The following is a 20,854-nucleotide window of genomic DNA, read 5'->3' on the forward strand; positions in this document are numbered from 1 at the left end:
AAAAAAAGTGATCATTTTTCAATTTGCTAGCAAATATATTAGATGTTAAAATAAAATTTAATAGGGAGTTGATGGAATGAATGAGATTATTTGTAAAATGATAAACCTAAATAAAGATTATAAAAAAACTTCAATATTGAAAAATATAAATATTGAGATTAAACGTGGCGAAATCTATGGCCTTATTGGAGAAAATGGAGCTGGAAAAACTACATTAATTAAGATACTAACTGGTTTAATTTTTAAATCTAGCGGAAAAATAGAATTGTTCAACAAACACGATGAAAAAAATATATCACTAGCTAGAACAAAGCTTGGATCTATTATAGAAACTCCTGCTTTATATTTAGAAATGACAGCTAAACAAAATCTGGAGTTCCAAAGAATTCAAAAAGGTATTTTAGATAAAGATTGTACAGATACACTTTTATCACTAGTCAACCTAAATGACACAAAGAATAAAAAAGCTAAAGACTTTTCTTTAGGAATGAAGCAAAGATTGGGTTTAGCAATTGCTTTGCTTGGAGATCCTGAATTATTAATATTAGATGAGCCCTTAAATGGACTTGATCCAACTGGTATTAAAGACCTTCGAGAACTTTTAATTAAATTAAATAAAGAAAAAGGAATTACAATAATTATTTCAAGCCACATTCTAAGTGAACTACATAAACTTGCAACTTGTTATGGAATAATACATAAAGGTAAGCTTGTTGAAGAAATTACAGCTTTAGAATTAGATGAAAAATGTAAAAAACATTTATTTATCGAGGTTAGTAATATAGATGAGGCAATAAATATCTTAAAGAATTCATTGAATATAAAAAAAATTATCGGTTATCCAAATAATATTTTAAAAATATATGATCATATAGAAAAAGGTTCTCAGATAAATGAGTGCTTAGCTCTTAATAATATATATGCAAAAGAAATAACAATAAAAGGTGATAGCTTAGAATCTTATTTTTTAAAAAGCATTGGGGGCGAATAAATGTATAATATCTTAAAGGCAGAATTATATAAACTTAAATATAGTAAAGAATTGAAACTTACATTATTGTTAATTATTATAATAGGAACTATCACTATATATTTCCATGGTAATCCTACAGGCCGTGAAAATCTTTTAGATGAATCTACAGCAATATTTTCATTAATATCTTGTGCTATTTTCTCAGGAATGTTTATTGGTAATGAATTTTCAAAAAGAACTATATTCCATTTAATCGTATCAGGACATAGTAGATTTTCTATTTTAAGTAGTAAATTTTTATCATATTTAATAGGGTGTTTAATAATAATAATTTTTAATATTATTATTAACGGTGGAATCTATACAATTTTTTATGGATGGGGAGTTCCTTTTGACAAGTCTGAACTAACATTTACTATAATATATATACTAATTAATATATTATTTTCATTATGTATTGCTAGTATAACATTCCTTGTACCTATTATTATAAGGGATGGAACTATTGCAACAGTAATTTCGACTTTTATAATGGGGCTATTCCTCACATTATCACAAACATTTTGGTTGAATACAGTATTAGATATATCTAATGGTGTTAAAGAACTCCAAACTATAATTACAGCAGGAATTATAATAATAATTCCAATTGTCATTATATCACTAGGAAAATTATTATTTGAAACGCAAGATATAAAGTAATCAAGTGCTCTATAAATATAAATTCAAAAAGCTGATTTCGAAATTGTTTCGGAATCAGCTTTATTAACATCAATCTTATATCTTTTTATTATAATCTTTTCTATTATACTTTATAAATTTATTAGAATTTAATCTAAAGAAAAAAATTAGAGATGATAAACTGTTACCACCTCTAATTTATTAATATAAACTATTTATAACCTATATTATTGTTATTATAAAAAAATAAGTTATCATACAAAAAACACATATCAAAGCATAAGTCTTTTCTTTTTTTAAATTACTCGTATCTACAGAACAATCAAAATCTTCATCTACTTTTTCAAAATCATCTTTCATGTTTAAATAAAAATACCTTTTAAAGTCATTTTCATCATCTTCATTTTTAAATACTGTTTTAGGTATTAAAACTATATTATTAAAATCTTTCATACATGTCCTATTTCTAGGTGCCTTTAAAAAATATAAATTATTATATTCTTTTATATTTTCAATTTTAATCTTATTTTTAATTTTAAAATTTAAAATTTTTGTATATATTATAATGTTTTCATCATCATAATATATAGATCTCTTATAAAATTTTATACTTGCAAGTACTCTTAATGATGAACACATTCCTTTTAAAGTACAACTCGCCTTAAAAATAATTATCGGCATAATTGTTATACACATACTAAAAATAATCAGCATTAAATCCATACTCTTAGGCGTTATAAACATAGCCATAATTATTAATAAAGCGATAATTAATAATATGGCTAGACAAAATTTCATCACACATCTAAGCACTTTAAAAAATTTAGTATTGTAATTCATTTCACAATTCATTGAAACATCTTTGCATGATATATCATAATGTATTTCTTTCATTTTTTATCCCCCTGGTTTTTCTTCTATACTCGCTTAACTTAATATGATGTTTTTTATTTTCACTATCCCCTTAAGCAGTTATAATCTATTCCCCCCTTAAAATTACATTTATTTCATTATAAGTTAAGGGTTATCCAAATACAAATTTATACCAATATTTTCGCATTAATTATTTTTATTTTATATTTAACCTAAAAATAAATTTGTTAATCCTCGTTACTATTAGTTAATAAACCAGTAAGTTTATGAACTATTTTTTGTAATTATTAAAGGTTATTACAATAACTGTTAATTTTGATTTATAAATATTTTTTTTGCTATTTTAGTTGTTATAATAAAGTCATAAAAGGAAGAAATGAAAGGAATGATTTATATGAGTAAAATAGGAAATGATATCAAAAAAGCAGAACACGAATTCAAATTAGATGAGGAAGCTAAAAAATTAGAAAAACAAAATGAACATAAACATTCACCAAAAGTAGAAGCTTTAAAAGATGAAATAGAAAATAAAGCAAAAGTTGATTTACATGTAACTGATGAAAACAGTAAAGCTTGGAAAGAAGATGAAAAAGCTGCTGAAAAATTAGGTAAAAAAATCAATGAAGAATTAGATAAAGAAGAAAAAGAAGAAGAAAAAGATGAAAAAGAATATGCTAAAAAATTAGAAAAACAAATGGAAGACGAAATGAAAACTTCAAAATAATTTTTGCATCCCCTGACTATTATATTAAAATTATTTATCCCCTAAATGTTTTTAATATAATAGTCCTTTTTTATATAAAAACTCCTGATTAGTTTAACTAATCAGGAGTTCTTTTTTTAAGAAAATTATTTTTCTTGGTAGTTATTTATAGTACATTCTAAATCTTTTATTGTGTTACAAACTGAGTCTAATGATTTTTGAATCATTTCTTTGTTACTTGCTTTTTCTACAGTACTTACCGCTTGCTCTAAGTCTGCTTTAGCCTCTTTTAAATCTGATAATGAACATTCTACGTTTTGTATAGCATTTTTTTTCATTCTAAACACTCTCCTTATCAATTTAATTTACACTAATAGTATCTGCTTAATTAATTTATTAATACGTGTAATCATTCGGAAGGTTTTCCATTTTATAAAACAAATATGTATTTTTATGCATTTATAAAATATTTTATTCATAAATTAATGGATTTCATTAAAAAAATACTAGCTTTTTATCTCGTTTTATATTAAAATTAATATAAGAATTATGTATATATATTAATTTAATTTGCATAAATAATCACAATAAAGGGGAGAAAATTATGGAAAGCACCACGACTAAAAATATTTCAATCAAATTATTAAAAGCAAAATATGGAGAAGTTTCATTTTTAAAATTTTTACTACCATCTTTAATAGGTATCTTTTTATTTATGATTCCTATAAACGTAAATGGTGAAATAACTATTCCTATAGCTGTTTTATCTAAGAACTTTTTAAATCTTTTAGGTGATAATCTTTTAACTTTTGCACTTGTTTTAATTTCAATATCTTCTTTAGGAAGCTTAATCGTAAAGATATTAAGAATAGCAAAGATAGATACTGCTAGTAGATTTGAATTTTTTAATCGTCTTTTCGATGTTACTCCTTTTTGGTTTGTTTTAAGAATAATTGGTACTGTATTTGTAATCTGTGCCTACTTTGAAATTGGCCCTGAGTTTATTTGGTCTAAAAATACTGCAGGCTTAGTTTTAAACGATCTTTTACCTAGCTTAATTTCAGTATTTTTATTTGCAGGATTTTTATTACCTTTACTTTTAGACTTCGGTTTATTAGAATTTGTAGGTGCACTTCTTACTAAAGTTATGAGACCTATTTTTAATTTACCTGGTCGTTCTTCAATAGATTGTATAGCATCTTGGCTTGGAGACGGAAGTATTGGTATATTACTTACTTCAAAACAATATGAACAAGGTTTTTATTCTAAAAGAGAAGCTGCTGTTATCGGAACTACTTTTTCAGCTGTTTCAATTACCTTTAGTTTAATAGTTTTAACTAACGTAGGCCTTGCGCATTTATTCGTTCCATTTTACTTAACAGTAACTTTTGCAGGTATAGTAGCTGCTATAATAATCCCTAGAATACCACCACTATCAAGAAAACCAGATACTTACTATAACGATCAAGAAACTAAAAATCTTGAAGTTATACCAGAAGGCTATACGCCATTTTCATTTGGATTAGAAAATGCTCTTAAAAAAGCAAATTCTAATACTCATCCAAAACAATTTGTAATAGCAGGTGTTAAAAATGTTTTAGATATGTGGATTGGAGTTTTAGCGATAGTTATGGCTATGGGAGGCTTAGCACTTATAATTTCTGAATACACATCTGTATTCCAAATGCTTGGTGCACCATTTATACCACTACTTAATTTATTACAAGTCCCTGAGGCTGCTGCTGCATCTCAAACACTTGTAATAGGCTTTGCTGATATGTTCTTACCTTCAGTTATGGCAGTTAACATAGCAAGCGATATGACTAGATTTATAATAGCTGCAGTTTCTGTAACTCAACTTATATACATGTCAGAAGTTGGTGGACTTTTACTTGGTTCTAAGATCCCAATAAACATTAAGGATTTAATAATACTGTTTATAGAAAGAACTTTAGTTACTTTACCAGTGATAGTTTTACTTGCAAATTTAATTTTTTAAATTATAGAATTTAATATAAATGATTTTAAAGCAATTCCTTTACTTTCTTAAGGAATTGCTTTTATGTTATAATTTTCCTAAAAAGAACTAATATTGGTGGTGATTTTTTGCTTAAAAAAATTTTTAATAAAGAAAAGACTTGTCCTAAATGTAATAAGGGATTTAATATGAATGATGTTTCTATGAGAAGAGTTACTAAATGTCCAAACTGTAATACCCCTCTTATAGCAACTTTATATAGTACCTTTGTTACGGGAATTTATATGGTTATTATCTATGGAATATCTCAAATTTTAGATATGTATGGAATAGTTACTTTTTATATTCCTTTTATATTACTTGCAGCTATAGGCTTATTTTTAATTGAGCCTTTAAGTATGAAGTATAAAATAAAAGATTAATTTTAAATATAATATATAAAAAAAGTTATACCACTTGTTTTGTGGTATAACTTTTTTTATTTTATCTTTAATTTTCTATATCTATTAAAGGCAGCCATTATCTCAAACCTTCTAGGCATAGAAAGGTTTCCTACTCCACCTTTTGTAGTATTTATAGATATAAGCCCTTTATTTTCTATTTGTTTAATTAGTTTATCAGTAACTTCTATTAAAGTTTTATTGTTATCAATTATGTTTTCTTCTGCAAACTTAATTAAATTTCCTATAGCTGTAACTTGCTCTCTATCTACTATTTGTTCAACTGACCTTAAGTCTATATCTTCTCTGTTTATGCTTAATCCGTCTTTTCCAAGCGTCTTTATTTTAATTCCTTTTGGACCTTTTTCTACTGAACCTTTTAATATTTTTCTCTCAAAATTTATATTAATTTTAATATCTTTTCCTTCTATTCTTTTAAGAATAAGACCTGTTGAAAGTTCTTTTGCTTTCTCTGTAACATTTTTAGGTTCGTATGCATCCATTTGAATTACAGTATCTGCAATATCAAAGTAATCTCCTGAACTTCCAACTACTAATATAGTAGATATATCTTTCTTTTCATATATGCTTTTAACTAATTCTATAAAAGGAGTTATAGGTTCCTCTTCTTTAGAAACTAATCTTTGCATAACATCATCTCTTATCATAAAGTTAGTTGCAGATGTATCCTCATCTATAAGTAATAGTTTAGTTCCAGATTCAATAGCTTCAACTATATTTGCAGCTTGTGATGTACTTCCACTTGCATTTTCACTAGTGAATTTTACTGTATCTTTACCGTTTGGAAGATTACTTATAAATAATGATATATCATCTTTAGTTATAGCCCTACCGTCCTCTGCTCTAACTTTAACAGCATCATCATTAGATATAACATATTCTCTTCCATCACCTTCTATGTGGTTGTATACTCCAAGTTCTAAAGCGTTTAAAAGAGTTGATTTTCCGTGGTATCCTCCACCAACTATTATAGTTATACCTTTTTTTATTCCCATCCCCTTAATTTCACCTTTGTTTGGTAAGTTTAAAGTTACTTCTAAATTTTTAGGGGATTTAAATCTTTTAGCTTCTTTTAAAGGCTTTTCTGAAACTCCACTCTCCCTAGGAAGTATTGATCCGTTAGCTACAAAAGCTACTAAATCCAATTTCTTTAACTCTTTTCTTATAAACTCTTGATCTTCAACAAGTTTTACTCTATTTATAAGCTTATCTTTATCTATATTGTTATAAATCAAACTGTTTTCTACTATTTTAGGTAAAAACTCATAAAGTATTTTTTCTAATTCTTTTGCTAAAACACTTCTGCCTCTAGCTGGAAAACCAACTTCAAATCTAGCTTCTAGCTTTTCTTTATCTATCGTTACAGCCGTTCTATCTAAAATCTCTTGAGTACATCTACTTATATTAATTATTCCACTTTTTCCAGAACCACTTACTCTTCCTGCATACTTATTTATATTTTTATTAAATGTTCTTGTTAAAAAATCACAAACAGCAATTCTTTTGTTATTTGTATCAAAAAGTTCTTCTGGTATTTTATTTAAATTAGAATTAAGACTTACCCTTATTCTTGATGGTGATGCAAAGGGATCACCTTGTACGTGATCTATATGAAGAACATAATTTGAGAATTTATAATCCCCTTCAAGGCTTTTATAGGCTTTATATCCTCTTCCATCTATCTTGTAGAGTTCTCTTTTTAAATCATTTAAATCTTTCATTTGATACTCTCCCTTTTATGTTATTTTTTAAAATACTCATCTATAAGTTTTTCGCTCATTCTTTTATACATATTGCTCATATTAATCATAGATAAAAGAAGTAATAATTTCTTTTCATACTCTTCATTTATCTTTTCTGAATCGTTTATTTTATTTATCTTCTTATCTAAACTAGATTTGAATTCTTTTAAATCATCTTCTGATCCTTTAACATATTCTTTATATACTTCTCTTAAAAGTATCTCTTCTTCCGTCTCATTCTTTTCTACTATTTCATTTAATGCCTCTTTTATATCACCTATAGATAAACCAGTTTTTAAATTATATATAAGGCTTATAAGTATAAGATGCTCTTTTGAATACTTCTTATTTTTTATAGGAATAAGAAGTTTTCCTTTAGCGTAATTATTTATCATAGTCTTTGTAAGCACTTTATCATCTTCATTTCTTTTAGTGCTATCAAATTTATTTTCAAATAATTGAATAACTTGATCCATATATAAATCTATCTCTGGAATCTCGTCTAGAGTAATGTTTTTATCTAATTCTAATTGGTCTAAGTAACTTAAAATCTCATTTTTGTTCATAGGACCCTCCAATCTAGTTTTAAAAACTACCTGTAGTAGTATATATTTTAATAATAATAGTATTTAAGAGATATTTCAAGGTATTATAACATAATTTGGATAAATCAATCTTTTTTAGGGAATAATTAGTTTTGACCTTTTTTAATATATTATCATATAATAAGACTATAAGATGTAGTTTTAAAAACTACATGCTGTTTTGGAGGTAATTCAAATGGAAAAATATTTAAGAGAACCAATTAACGGATTAACACATTTTATAGGCGCTATCCTTTCAGTATTAGCTCTTATAGCCCTGACTTTAAAATCTATATTTGATATAGGAACTGCAGTTTCTATAGTGTCTTCTATCGCTTTTGGAATAAGTATGATATTACTTTATAGTGCATCAGCTACTTATCACTCAGTAATCTCAACAGATAAAGTAATAAAAAACCTTAAAAAATTAGATCACTCTATGATTTTTATCCTTATAGCAGGATCTTATGCACCTTATTGCTTGATTGCACTACATAACAAGGTCGGCTATATTCTTTTTACTGCTGTTTTATCTTTCGGTATTGCTGGAATAATCTTTAAAATGTTTTGGGTAACATGCCCTAAATGGGTTTCTAGCGTAATGTATATAGCTGTAGGTTGGTTTGCAATCTTTGCTATTTACCCTCTTTCAAAAGTATTACCTACAGGAGGTTTTATACTTTTAGTTTTAGGAGGAATAATGTATACAATCGGAGGTGTTATTTACGCCTTAAAATCTGAAAAAATTAAAATAGGTTCTTTTGGGAACCACGAGATATTCCACATTTTCATAATGCTTGGAACCCTATGTCACTTTTTATCTGTTTTCTTTTATGTTTTATAATTTAATATATAAAGACCAACCGAAAATTTCGGTTGGTCTATTTTTTTATTTAACTATATCTACGAAAGAAACATTTATAGCTTTTTCTATATCTTTTGGGTTCATCTCTATTTGAAGTCCGATTTTACCACCACTAAAAACTATCTTTTCTAGGTCATATCCTTCTTTTTGTATGAATGTTTTGTAGTTTTTCTTCATACCTATAGGAGAACACCCTCCTCTTATGTACCCTGTAAATTTATTTATATCTTTCACATGAATCATCTCAACTTTTTTTTCTAGAGCCGCCTTTGCTACTTTTTTTAAGTCTAATTCATCTAAAACAGGTATTACAAATACATAAAGTTCTTTAGAACTTCCTACAGTAACTAACGTTTTATATACAGTTTCAGGTGCTTGCCCAGTTTTTTTTGCAACTGCCGCCCCATCTATATGACCGTCTGTAGCATCGTATGTTAATGAATTATATTCAATTTTATTCTTATCTAATATTCTCATAGCATTGGTTTTTTGAATCTTTGCCATTTTTATTCCTCCCAAAAGTTAATATGCATATATTATACACCTTTTCTTGTAACTACTCTGTTACTAATAGTATCCGTTTCTTCACCTTTTAAGCTTTAGTTTATTCTATACTTCATATTATATAAAAGTATAGGAGGTTTTTAAGTGAAAAAGTTCTTATTAGTTATTTTAATTATCATCTGTACTATATTTGTAACTTACACTAAAGATTTAAATAAGGCTAAAGATATGATTGACTCTAATAAATTAAATAATTTAATATCTGATTGCTTAAAAGAGCAGGCTAATTTATCTAACTCTTCTATACCAACTTTTGAAGAACATGCCCTTATAGGAACAAGGGCAAAAACAGATAAGATAATTGCATACGTATACGGATTTAGTATGTCTTTTAAAGTCTATAATAATACTGCCTATGATAATTCAGGTGGAGAATTTATTGGTACTATAACTCTTAGTAAAATTAATGATAAGTATATAATATCAAGCTATAACTTCCCAGCTTCTACAGCCGATGCAAAAGATTTATTTAAAGGAAGTTATAAATCTGCACTTAACAAAGTAGATACTAAATCTATTAAAGACAAAGTAGATGAGAAAGCAATTAATTATTTTAAGTCTAAAAAAATATATACCTCAAAAATAAAAGATAGCTAAAAAGCTATCTTTTATTTATATCTTGAACTTCCTTTTTTAAATGCATAAAAAGATACTAAAATCACACCAACTACTAAAACAATAGTTACTGCAAGCCCACCTTCAGGTCCAAAGGCTCCTCCTGTTATTATTTCATTATCTGTTACAGTAGTAACCATAATTGAACCACCTTCAGCTTTAAGACCGCTTACTAAAAAACCAAATATATTACCTTGTGCAAAGTTCCAAGCACTATGAAGTGCACAAACCCCTAATATACTTTTTTCTTGTAGTGCATACACCGCTGAAAATACTCCAAATAATATCAAATTTAAAATAGATATCTTAGATACTCCAGGATTTCCTAAGTGAAGCAACCCAAAATAAGATGATGATATTATAATTGCCAAAACTGCTCCAACCTTAACTCCAAGCTTTGGTAGCATATGTCCTCTTATCATTATTTCTTCTGATGCACCTTGAATAATCCAAGCTATCATTGTAATTATTAAAGGAACTAAAAACTCTAAATTTAGCTTTCCCTTGATTTCAAATACTCCATTGCCAGAACCTACTATAATAACAGTAACAACTTCTATCATAAGAATTCCTATTAAAAAGCCTTTAAGATATTTAAATATAAATCCTTTTTCTAACTTAAGTCCAAGAGAACTTATACTCCTCTTTTCAATAAACTTAACAAATAGAAAATACAGTAATATAGTTATTCCTGTCGAAGTTATTAAATTAATCTGAAATGCGTACTTTATAATTTCAGGAACAAAGCTTGCAGCTATTGCAAAAATATAAAATGCACCTGAAAGTAATATCCCAGATAGAAACATTATTATTACAGGTAAAAATATTACCAAAAATATATTGGTCTTTTTACCTTTTCTAGCTTCACTAAATAGTCCTTCTGTATTATCTAAAATACTCTTTATAAATAACCCCCTCATATAACCCTCCATCTATAAAAACTCTATATTTAAATCTATTTTATTAAGTTAACTTTTATAACAAATTTCTATATACATAACATTATTTTTAACTCTTTTTTTGAAACAGGCATTTTTTCGAGTTATATGTTATAATATGCAGATGAATATATTATGAAATGAGGTAGAATAAGATTGATTACTGTATCAAATGTTAGTTTAAGATATGGTGGACGTAAACTTTTCGAAGATGTTAATTTAAAGTTTACTCCAGGAAACTGCTACGGCGTAATTGGTGCTAATGGTGCTGGAAAAAGTACATTCCTTAAGATACTTTCAGGAGAAGTTGAACCAAATACTGGAGATGTATCTATAGCTCCAAATGCTAGAATGTCTGTTTTAAAACAAGACCACTTTGAATATGATGAGTTTGAAGTACTTCAAACTGTTATTATGGGTAACGCTAGATTATACCAAATCATGCAAGAAAAAGATGCCCTATATGCAAAACCTGATTTCTCAGATGAAGACGGAATAAAAGCTTCAGAACTTGAAGGTGAGTTCGCTGATATGAATGGATGGGAAGCAGAATCAGAAGCTTCATCATTACTACAAGGACTTGGAATTGGTACTGAATTACACTTTAAAAATGTTTCTGAATTAACAGGTGCAGAGAAGGTTAAAGTACTTTTAGCTCAAGCCTTATTCGGTAACCCAGGTATACTTATCCTTGATGAGCCTACAAACCACTTAGATATAAAATCTATAAACTGGCTTGAAGAATTCTTAATAAACTTTGAAGGAACTGTTATCGTAGTATCACATGATAGACACTTCTTAAACAAAGTTTGTACTAATATTGCTGACGTTGATTTTGGAAAGATAAAAATCTATGTTGGTAACTACGACTTCTGGTACGAGTCAAGTCAATTAGCTCTTCAAATGGCTAAAGACCAAAATAAGAAAAAAGAAGAGAAAATTAAAGAACTTCAAGACTTTATCGCAAGATTTAGTGCTAACGCTTCTAAATCTAAGCAAGCTACATCAAGAAAGAAACTTTTAGATAAAATAACTTTAGACGACATTCAACCTTCAACTAGAAGATATCCTTTCGTTGGTTTCAAGCCTGAAAGAGAAGTTGGTAACGACATACTAGTTATTCAAGGCTTAAATAAAACTATTGATGGAGAAGTTGTACTTAAAGATGTAAACTTAAGAGTTAATAAAGAAGATAAAATAGCTTTAGTTGGTTCAAACGAAAGAGCTATAACATCATTATTTAAAATATTAAACAACGAAATGGAAGCAGATTCTGGAGATTTCAAATGGGGTGTAACTATAACAACTTCTTACTTCCCTAAAGATAACTCAGAGTTCTTTAATGACTGTAACCTTTCATTAGTTGATTGGCTTAGACAATACTCAGAAGAGAAGTCAGAAAGTTACATAAGAGGTTTCCTTGGAAGAATGTTATTCTCAGGAGAGGAAGCACTTAAAGAAGCTTCTGTACTTTCAGGAGGAGAAAAGGTTAGATGTATGCTTTCAAGAATGATGCTTTCAAACGCTAACGTTCTTATGTTAGACCAACCTACTAACCACTTAGACTTAGAATCAATAACGGCTGTAAATAACGGTCTTAAAGATTTTAATAGCGTAGTTTTATTCTCTTCTCACGACCACGAGTTTATCCAAACTGTGGCAAACAGAATTATTGAAATTAAAGAAGATGGAACTATAATAGATAAACAAATGTCTTACGACGAATACTTAGAAACTAAGTAATTAAAAATACCTAGGCTTTATTAGCCTAGGTATTTTTTTATTTTTTAAATAATTTTTTTATTGTTTTTTTATGTGATTTTGTTGTGTCTTCTTCACTATCTTTTTTGTATTTGTTTATATATAGTAAAGCTGCAACAACTATTAAAATAAAGAATAATCCAAAGACTCCTATAAGTCCTTTTGTTAAGGTGCTTGCTTCTTTAAATTTATCAAAAACAGGCTTTGTATCCTTTTCTTCTTTCATCTTAAAGTTTTTAACATTACCATAAGAATCTATAATAGCTGAATCACCATTTAATTTATACACTTTATCTGTTGATATATATTCTAGTGAATCTTTTAATATATTTTCGTTTGGTGCTGTCATAACAAGCATTCCTCTTTGTGCATTAAATGGTGAAACATCTAATTGGAATGTTGATATCTCTTTACTGTAAGGGTCTGTTAAGAATTCTTTTGCATTTGAGTCAAATGCAGTAAAGTTATCTTTGTATTTAAACCATAAGTTATTATTTATCTCTTTGATAAACTCATTATTTTTTGGAGTTCCGTAAACTATTATATTTTTATCATTTTTTAGATCTCCTACGTTATCTCCAGATGCTACAGTTAAACTTCCTCTATTATAGTGAACATCATTTCCTATATAGGAGAACATATTTCCAAGAGCATTTAAATCGCTTGAATTAATATCTTTTGGAACTACTAATAAAATATCATTTAAATTATCATCTTTTATAAATGGATTAGGGTATTGCTTAAAGTAATAATTTGTATTATCTGCTGTTGGAATATAAATATTTGAATCCCCAGTTACGTAAGCCCAAGGTGTTTCTTCTTGCCTTTTTTCGCACCAAGTATTTTTCATCTCTAAGTCAAAGGCAACTTCTATATCTAGGTAACTTGTATCTTTAATATCATTTGGTATATTAAATACTACTGAATCTCCATTTGCCTTATCTTGCGTAAGCTTCTTACTTCCTATAGGTACTTTATTTATATAAACAGTTACTAACGATCTATCAAAATCAAGGTTTTCTGAATATCTAAAGTTTAATGAAACTTGCCCTCCAACTGCTAATGTTTTATTTTTAGGTATAGCATAACCTAAATTAACGCTTCTTCTAAAAGGTCCTTTTAAAAGGATATTATCTCCTGCAAGTTTGCTAAACTTAACCTTATCTACGTCTTTATCTAATTTATCTAGTTCATCTACATTTTCTGTTACTTTGTATTCGCTTATATTTAGCTGCTTTACTATACTTTCATTCATCATAGTTTTAACTGCTTTTTCTAAATATTTATCATTTTTTGCAGTTATTATAAGTACTTTAGTATTATCATTTTTTGTGTATGGTGAATCTATAAGCTTTAATATTCCTTCACTATCCGAGATATCTTTTCCACCATTAACTTCTTTTTTAAGTTCCTTTGGAAGATTATCATAAAGTCCTATAAAAATAGTGTTTTTATCTTTTGACATGTCACTATATTTAGATATAGTTCCATTATATTTTTGATCTTTTATAAGACCTCCAAGATATGTGTTTAACATAAGTGAATCCGCAACTTCACTATTATTATTTTTATCTGGTATTAATATTTGTGTATTATCTTCTTTCTCATCTGAAACCTCAATAAAAGGATATGGAAAATTAGATATCATATTATCTGCTCTTAATTTATTAAAATTAACTACTATCTTTGTACTTTTGTCTATCGTTAACCAGTTTGCATTATTTACATCATCAACGCAAGGTAAATCTGAAATTCTAGAGTAAGATTCAACCTTTATTTCATTACTGCCTTGTTTTATTAATTTTTTTGGTACAGTTAATTTTATAGTTTGATTTGTAGTATCCTTTTTATATTTAACTTCTTGAGATTTAAACGGAATTCCATTTACCGAAAAAGTTAAATATGCCTTAGCACTTTTATCCAGTATTTGATTTATACTATAGTTAAACTCAAGTTCTGCAGAATTTATACTCCAGAAGTTTTCCTTTTCGGTATTAAAAAACCAACTATGAGATGAAAATACACCTCTAAATACTACATCATTTCCTATCGGAAATGTTTTTTGCCCCGTTTGTTTTGTTATATTTTTAGGGTTTATGATTGCATCTGCTTCCTTATATCCAAAACTCATGATTCCTATTGTAAATATAAATAAAGCTATAATAAATTTAAAAATTTTATTTCTTTTTATTATCATAGGATCTCCTCCCTTCTAAAACCTTTCTGTTTTATACCATTTTACTTCTCTTTTTAATAGTGTAAATTTTATATATCTATAAAATCCCAAAATAGCTACAACTGCCCAAAGCTTGCAATAAAAAAAGTACATTAGAAAGATTATAAAAGTATTTTTTATTGTCAGTTCCCCTTTTTCTGTAGATATCGCCACCATTATAGAAAGAATAAATACTAAAATAGCTAAAATCCAAAAGAAAAGGCTATATCCGCTTAAGTGTAAGGTAATTAAACTAAGACCTCCTAATATAAATAATCCATCAGAGATTATACTAGCTGATAAAAATAAGAAGTAAATCATAGAGTAATACAAAATATCAAACCTTGTTACCCCTGCATCTTTTCTAAATAAATATTTGAAATTCTTAATTACTACATATGTGTTTCCTTCAGCCCATCTTGTTCTTTGCTTTATCCATACTTTAAGTGTTTGAGGCTCTTGTTCCCAAGTTACTGCCTTTGGCATAAATTTTATTTTATATCCCATCCTATATATTCTAAAGCTAAGTTCTGTATCTTCTGTGACGGCTTTAGTATCCCATCCACCTATTTCTTCTACAATGCTTCTTCTCATTATAAAATTAGTTCCTGGAATGGTGCATAGATTTAAAAACTGCCATCTTCCAGCTTGAGCCATCCATTGGAATGTTAACGTTTCTATATTTATAAATTTAGTTAATAAATTTTTTCTTTTATTTCTACATCTGAATTTTCCTATAACAGCCCCTAAGCTATCATCTTCTTGTAGAGTTTGAACTAAGTATTTAAGTGCTGATTTTTCCGGAGTATTGTCAGCATCATAAATTGCGATATATTCCCCTTTGCTCTCTTTAAATCCAATATTTAATGCTGTTGATTTTCCTTTTCCCCCAGTTATACTATCTGTACTTATAACTATTAAATTTTTATCTGGTTTTTCTTTTTGAATATTAGTTAATATTTCATGGGAATTATCACTTGAGTTATCATTTATAACTATTACTTCATATCTATCACTCGGGTAATCAAAATCTAATAATGCCTCTACAGTTTTTCTTATTACTTTTGATTCGTTGTGAGCTGGTACCATTATAGTTACAAAAGGATATTCATCTAATTCTTCTTTTAACTTTAGTTTTTCTATCTTTGTATAATAAATATACCCTCCTATAACTAAAAGCACATTTATAAATATGATTATCCAAATAACTATTAATGAATAAATAGCTAAATAATCAAAAATATTCATTATCTTTCTCCTTATTTAAAGTACTTCTTCCTATCCATTTTTTTGCTTAATATAGCTATAATTATAAAAATACCGCACGCTACTATTGCAAACATAATTACAACTTTACTAAACTTACTAATATCAATTCCTGTATCCTCTTTTTTATTCTCTGTGTTTGATATAGTTTTTTTGAATTCTTCATTATTTATAAACCTATTTTGAGTAACATCACTTCCATTTAGATAAATTCCAAGTTCGCTTGATTTAATTTCTTTGCCATCTATTTTTATACTTGTTTTTAGATCCTCAGGATTTTTGAAATTAACAATATCAGAAATATTATTTATATTTTTTTCAAACTCTTTATTATCTATATTAGCTTTAATAGCAACTGCAAAATCACTGCCAAGTTTTAATTCTTCTATGTTTTTATCTTTAGAATAATTAAAATAAGTAATTATATTTTCTATCTTAGGATTATTAAATTCACTTATCTCTAAAGGTGATTTTTCATCATTTTTAATAAAAAGTGTATTACTTGATTCTAAAAAATCATTTAATTCTCCTCTATACATTAGCCAATCTGGAATAGTTACTGCTATAGGATAAACCTTATAATCGACTAATTTGCTATACCCTAAACTCATAGAGTCTATCACTTCTTTTGAAGTAACTTTATCTTTTAATTCTATGTAAGGTGTATCTAATATAATAAATCCACCCTTAGACTGAGCATACCTTAACGATTCACAAAACTTACCCATAGAAGATAAATCAGTATTTAAATAAACTGGTCTTACATCTAAGATAAACGGAATACCTCTATTATTTAAAAAATCTATCTTTTCTATCAAGGAATTTAAATCCATAAATGCATCCACATCCTCTAGAACTAAAAACTTTTCTTTATCTAAAGCACCTTTACCGTTTATATATTTTATAATTTGACTTTCTGATTTTATTTTACTATTTGAAAAATCATCTAAACTTATATTAAGCCCATCAACCTTTTGACCTATCCCGATCTTCTTGCCTTTGTATTTAATTAAATCAGATTTCAGATTTTTTCCTATATCATCACTGTTATTGTTTAGAATTATTATATTTTTATATTTAAATATATCTCCTTCTTTATAAAACTTGTAATTTTTAAAAGCTACTTCATCGCTTGCTTTCATAGCAATTATATTAACTTCATTTAATATATCTTCATCTATTCCATATCTATTGTAAGTATCAAATAAAATTAACGTACTTTCACTCTTTTCTATTGCGTAAACAGGTTTAAAACTAAATATTATTGCAAAAAAGCAAAAAATCATAAAAATATTTTTCTTTTTAAACATCATATTCTAATTGAGACTCCGCACGTTCTAAAAACTCTAACGTATTCTTTATTTCAGGGTTCCATTCTAAAAATCCTGTTTGCAATTCTAGTTTTACAAGCCTTCCTGTAACCTCACTTTCACTTATTGCAATTTCATCTATTCTCTTCTTTATTCTGCCTTTTACTACTTTTGCACCTTCGTTATTTGTGATTAAAATAAAAGCAAATGAGTCTTCGTTTAAGACATATTTTCTATCTTCATCTCTTAATACTTCTTCTATTGCTGCTGTGATTTTCTTCATAACTTTTCTATACTCTTCTTTGCCTAATATATTTTTGATGTTTTCACTATACTTTAATTTAGTAATCATTAATGTTAATGGAAGCTCCTTATGCCTTTTTGTCATACTAATATAAATAGGCATCTCATTCATAAATGATTTTAAGTTTCTAAGGTTAGTTTCTTCATCTATCATAACTAAGTTTTTATTTTTTATATCTAAATCTTTTACTTCCTTTTGTAATTTGTTTATATTAACTGACAAAATAGATGTAACTAATGCTGCTATAAAAATAAATGCAAGCCAAAAGTAAGTATTGAAATCTATCTCTATTCCATGAATTATATATTGGTATAGTTTAAATGTTATATAACCGAAATCAACTACTAATACAGTTAGTAATGCAAATGTTACATTTGTATAATAGCTAACTATAGTTACTAGCATTGCAACTAGAAACAAAGTATAGTTTTCATACCCTTGTTTAAAATTTAAAATACTAAAGCTAAGTCCAAGTGCAAAGAAAAATGCAATAAGCGTTGTTATACTAAGGTCTACTTTTTTTCTTATATCTAAAGAATTCACTTATTTCGCCTCCCTTTCTTCTTTTAGTTTAAAGTATGAGTAGGTAAATAGAATTGCCATCATATCAAAACTCATATTATACATAAATTCATGTTTAGTTAAATCTGCATCTCCTGCACCTACTAAAGATGCAATTATCTGCAAAAGTCCAACTAAGAATATATAAATAAAAATTTCTCCCATAAGGCTCTCTATTCCATTTTTATCTTTTCTTTCTCTAAAATATATCTTCATTACAGGCCAAGATAAAATTATTATATATACTATAGAAAGATTTAAATTCTTCGGTAAAAGATAAGTTTTAAATGAACTCCATGCTGCAAAGAAATAGCTTTTCTCACCTGGCTCTTTTCCCGCACTTCTTTCATAGTTACCTAAAACAGCTGGTCTTATATAATAGGCATTTTTAAACCCAATCTTCGCCATTTTATAAATTTTTGATGGATGTTTTACATAATATGCTACTATTTTTCCCATTGTAAAATGATCATAATAATCTTTTTTTAAATTTTCATCTTTTAAATTTATTTGAGAAATAGTTTCAAAATAATTTGTTCCTTGAAGAAGTGCATATTGTTTATTTATACCCATCTCTTCTAATATTTTTTCTGGATCACTTTCATATAATAAAATCCCTCTATTTAAAGCATGATACCTATTTATATAATCAAAATCTCCTTCGATTTTCTTATATAAAAATAAGGATCCTAGTATTAGTGCAATTATAGTAAAAAAGCCTATAATTGCGACACTATTTTTTTTATCAAATCTTATCATCCTAAAAATCAAAATGGCTACAAGAATTCCTGTAGGTGCTAATTGTTGCTTTGATCCTATAAATATATAGGTTATTACTGAAAATAAAATAATATTATACCAAGTTACTTTGTTAAATTTAATCATACATATCATTATGCCTATACTAAGCAAAAAGAAAGGTATATTTACACCTTCTCCAAAGAATGAATTAAAGTAAGCTATATAACCTGTATCCATAAAAATCAAAACATATAAAAGAGTGAGTATCAATTTTTTAAAGGGACTTTTTAAATCAAATGTAAGCCCTTTTATGATAAGATATGCTGCTATAGCATGGATAACTAAAAGAATCGCTCCTAAAAACCTTATATCAAATAAGTTATCGTTTCCCGTGAAAACTTTATCTAAAAATATTGCAGGTTTTATTACGAGCGATTGAGTTGATACAAGCATCTTAGGGTTATCATTATAAAATTCGCTTATACCATAATCCTTTTCAAAATAATTAAAATAATCTTTATCTGTTTGTTCTTTGTCTGGATAATACAAATTATTATTTATCATTATCCTATAAAAATCACCGTTATTTGCCATACCAACATATGGTTTAAAAAATAATGTTAAACTTCCAATAACTATAACTAATATAACTGCTAAAATAGGGTAGTTTATTCGTTCAAGCAATTTATATACTTTCCCTTTCATAAACTTCCTCCCAAAAAATATTTCTTATATTTATTGTTTTCTAAAATAAGTTTTACTACTCATTTTTATCTTATTTATAAAATTTTATCACATTAATAATAAAAAATACTTGTTTTAAACAGTTGTTCATACACTGTTTAAAAACAAGTATTATTCACAAATAATTATTAAATATCATTAAACTATTTATATGATTTCATCTACTATTTCATGAACGAAATCTATATGATTATTTGCAATATCTTTTATTATTTCTTCTGCTCTATTAAAGGTATAACTATTTTCTGTAATTTCAAGCATTGATATATCATTTAAAGAGTCTCCAACTGTATATAAATCTTTTAACTCTTTATTTTCAAGTCTTAAAACTTCTCTTAATCCATTTCCTTTAGAACATCCTTTAGGCATTATATCAATAAAATATTGATTTCTAAACATAGCTAAATCATCACCTAATAGTTCATATAATCTCTCTTTAATTTTTTCTGCTCTCTCAACTGACTTATCACTTGCAAAAACTCCTATTATAGATGCATCTTTATTTAAATCCTTAACTTCTGAAACTTCCATAACATTTGCTGGAATAAATGATAAAAACTCAGAGTTTTTTATATCTACATTAGGATTATTTATTAATCCTATAGCTTGTCCGTAATCGAAATAAATTAAAGTTTCTTCTTTGTCGTGAAATTCTTCTACTATTTTTATTAGAATATCTTTATCTATAGTTTTGCTTATAATCTTTTTTCCATCGCCATCTAAAACAACTGCTCCATTATTTAAAACCATATAATCACATTCTAAATCATAGTTATCAAAAACTTCCTTCATTCCATTTACAGTTCTTCCTGTAGATACTACAAATTTATGTCCTTGTTCCCTTAACTTTTGAATTCCCTCTAAATCCTTCGGTGAAATTTTTTGATCAATCATTAGAGTTCCATCTAAATCACTTGCTAAAATTTTCATATGTATTCCCTTCCTCCTTAGAAAAAAAGCGCCACATATAAAATA

At 27.0% G+C, this 20,854-nt stretch carries 20 protein-coding genes; 8 read left to right on the forward strand and 12 right to left on the reverse strand.

Going from position 1 to position 20,854, the window contains the following annotated elements:
* Window positions 1–76 precede the first annotated feature (76 nt).
* Together INR60_RS13365 and INR60_RS13370 are read left to right on the forward strand one after the other, a co-directional pair.
* Window positions 77–991, forward strand: coding sequence for an ABC transporter ATP-binding protein (locus tag INR60_RS13365; protein WP_194192004.1), 915 nt, complete (start codon window positions 77–79; stop codon window positions 989–991).
* Window positions 992–1,675, forward strand: coding sequence for a DUF2705 family protein (locus INR60_RS13370; RefSeq protein ID WP_194192005.1), 684 nt, complete (start codon window positions 992–994; stop codon window positions 1,673–1,675).
* Window positions 1,676–1,876: 201 nt separating this feature from the next.
* On the opposite strand, the gene INR60_RS13375 is transcribed toward INR60_RS13370, so the two are convergent.
* On the reverse strand, window positions 1,877–2,548 hold the full coding sequence (locus INR60_RS13375) for a hypothetical protein (protein WP_194192006.1): 672 nt from the start codon (window positions 2,546–2,548) through the stop codon (window positions 1,877–1,879).
* Window positions 2,549–2,903: 355 nt separating this feature from the next.
* Between INR60_RS13375 and INR60_RS17435 the strand changes: the two genes are divergently transcribed.
* Window positions 2,904–3,251: a hypothetical protein gene (locus tag INR60_RS17435; RefSeq protein WP_238480453.1), complete on the forward strand. Its 348-nt coding sequence runs from the start codon at window positions 2,904–2,906 to the stop codon at window positions 3,249–3,251.
* A gap of 125 nt (window positions 3,252–3,376) precedes the next feature.
* Here INR60_RS17435 and INR60_RS13385 read toward each other — a convergent pair whose 3' ends face one another.
* On the reverse strand, window positions 3,377–3,568 hold the full coding sequence (locus tag INR60_RS13385; protein WP_194192007.1) for a hypothetical protein: 192 nt from the start codon (window positions 3,566–3,568) through the stop codon (window positions 3,377–3,379).
* Window positions 3,569–3,834: 266 nt separating this feature from the next.
* Here INR60_RS13385 and INR60_RS13390 point away from each other — a divergent pair, with 266 nt between their 5' ends.
* Window positions 3,835–5,229 (forward strand): YjiH family protein, encoded by a 1,395-nt coding sequence (locus INR60_RS13390; protein WP_194192008.1) that lies wholly within the window; start codon window positions 3,835–3,837, stop codon window positions 5,227–5,229.
* Window positions 5,230–5,336: 107 nt separating this feature from the next.
* Complete coding sequence (locus INR60_RS13395) at window positions 5,337–5,630, forward strand: hypothetical protein (protein ID WP_194192009.1); 294 nt, start codon at window positions 5,337–5,339, stop codon at window positions 5,628–5,630.
* 56 nt (window positions 5,631–5,686) lie between these two features.
* On the opposite strand, the gene INR60_RS13400 is transcribed toward INR60_RS13395, so the two are convergent.
* Together INR60_RS13400 and INR60_RS13405 are read right to left on the reverse strand one after the other, a co-directional pair.
* Window positions 5,687–7,390 (reverse strand): ABC-ATPase domain-containing protein, encoded by a 1,704-nt coding sequence (locus INR60_RS13400; RefSeq protein WP_194192010.1) that lies wholly within the window; start codon window positions 7,388–7,390, stop codon window positions 5,687–5,689.
* 20 nt (window positions 7,391–7,410) lie between these two features.
* Window positions 7,411–7,977, reverse strand: coding sequence for a DUF1836 domain-containing protein (locus INR60_RS13405; protein WP_194192011.1), 567 nt, complete (start codon window positions 7,975–7,977; stop codon window positions 7,411–7,413).
* Window positions 7,978–8,191: 214 nt separating this feature from the next.
* Between INR60_RS13405 and trhA the strand changes: the two genes are divergently transcribed.
* Window positions 8,192–8,839 carry a PAQR family membrane homeostasis protein TrhA gene (trhA, locus tag INR60_RS13410; protein ID WP_194192012.1) on the forward strand — a complete coding sequence of 216 codons (648 nt, stop codon included), beginning with the start codon at window positions 8,192–8,194 and terminating at the stop codon, window positions 8,837–8,839.
* Between the two features lie 45 nt (window positions 8,840–8,884).
* Here trhA and ybaK read toward each other — a convergent pair whose 3' ends face one another.
* Entirely contained in the window at window positions 8,885–9,364 is a 480-nt protein-coding gene (gene ybaK / locus INR60_RS13415; protein WP_194192013.1) for a Cys-tRNA(Pro) deacylase, read from the reverse strand.
* A gap of 144 nt (window positions 9,365–9,508) precedes the next feature.
* Here ybaK and INR60_RS13420 point away from each other — a divergent pair, with 144 nt between their 5' ends.
* Window positions 9,509–10,021, forward strand: a complete 513-nt coding sequence (locus INR60_RS13420; RefSeq protein ID WP_194192014.1) for a hypothetical protein — start codon at window positions 9,509–9,511, stop codon at window positions 10,019–10,021.
* Between the two features lie 11 nt (window positions 10,022–10,032).
* Here the strand turns inward: INR60_RS13420 and INR60_RS13425 are convergent, their stop codons facing one another.
* On the reverse strand, window positions 10,033–10,959 hold the full coding sequence (locus tag INR60_RS13425; RefSeq protein WP_194192015.1) for a CPBP family intramembrane glutamic endopeptidase: 927 nt from the start codon (window positions 10,957–10,959) through the stop codon (window positions 10,033–10,035).
* A 174-nt stretch (window positions 10,960–11,133) separates the two neighbouring features.
* Here INR60_RS13425 and INR60_RS13430 point away from each other — a divergent pair, with 174 nt between their 5' ends.
* Window positions 11,134–12,720 carry an ABC-F family ATP-binding cassette domain-containing protein gene (locus tag INR60_RS13430; RefSeq protein WP_194192016.1) on the forward strand — a complete coding sequence of 529 codons (1,587 nt, stop codon included), beginning with the start codon at window positions 11,134–11,136 and terminating at the stop codon, window positions 12,718–12,720.
* A 37-nt stretch (window positions 12,721–12,757) separates the two neighbouring features.
* Here the strand turns inward: INR60_RS13430 and INR60_RS13435 are convergent, their stop codons facing one another.
* The 6 genes from INR60_RS13435 to INR60_RS13460 all read right to left on the reverse strand — a co-directional run bounded on the left by INR60_RS13435 (window position 12,758) and on the right by INR60_RS13460 (window position 20,809).
* Window positions 12,758–14,935: a cellulose biosynthesis cyclic di-GMP-binding regulatory protein BcsB gene (locus INR60_RS13435; RefSeq protein WP_194192017.1), complete on the reverse strand. Its 2,178-nt coding sequence runs from the start codon at window positions 14,933–14,935 to the stop codon at window positions 12,758–12,760.
* Window positions 14,936–14,950: 15 nt separating this feature from the next.
* Complete coding sequence (locus INR60_RS13440; protein ID WP_194192018.1) at window positions 14,951–16,201, reverse strand: glycosyltransferase family 2 protein; 1,251 nt, start codon at window positions 16,199–16,201, stop codon at window positions 14,951–14,953.
* 11 nt (window positions 16,202–16,212) lie between these two features.
* Window positions 16,213–17,505, reverse strand: coding sequence for a DUF2334 domain-containing protein (locus tag INR60_RS13445; RefSeq protein WP_194192019.1), 1,293 nt, complete (start codon window positions 17,503–17,505; stop codon window positions 16,213–16,215).
* Between the two features lie 16 nt (window positions 17,506–17,521).
* The gene (locus tag INR60_RS17660; RefSeq protein WP_194192020.1) at window positions 17,522–18,376 is read right to left on the reverse strand and encodes a diguanylate cyclase domain-containing protein; all 855 of its coding nucleotides are present in this window, start codon (window positions 18,374–18,376) and stop codon (window positions 17,522–17,524) included.
* Window positions 18,377–19,840 carry a glycan biosynthesis hexose transferase WsfD gene (wsfD, locus tag INR60_RS13455; protein ID WP_194192021.1) on the reverse strand — a complete coding sequence of 488 codons (1,464 nt, stop codon included), beginning with the start codon at window positions 19,838–19,840 and terminating at the stop codon, window positions 18,377–18,379.
* Between the two features lie 186 nt (window positions 19,841–20,026).
* Window positions 20,027–20,809: a Cof-type HAD-IIB family hydrolase gene (locus INR60_RS13460; protein WP_194192022.1), complete on the reverse strand. Its 783-nt coding sequence runs from the start codon at window positions 20,807–20,809 to the stop codon at window positions 20,027–20,029.
* Window positions 20,810–20,854: the final 45 nt, after the last annotated feature.

Source organism: Clostridium chrysemydis (assembly GCF_015234215.1).
In the GTDB taxonomy this organism is placed as follows: Bacteria; Bacillota; Clostridia; order Clostridiales; family Clostridiaceae; genus Clostridium; species Clostridium chrysemydis.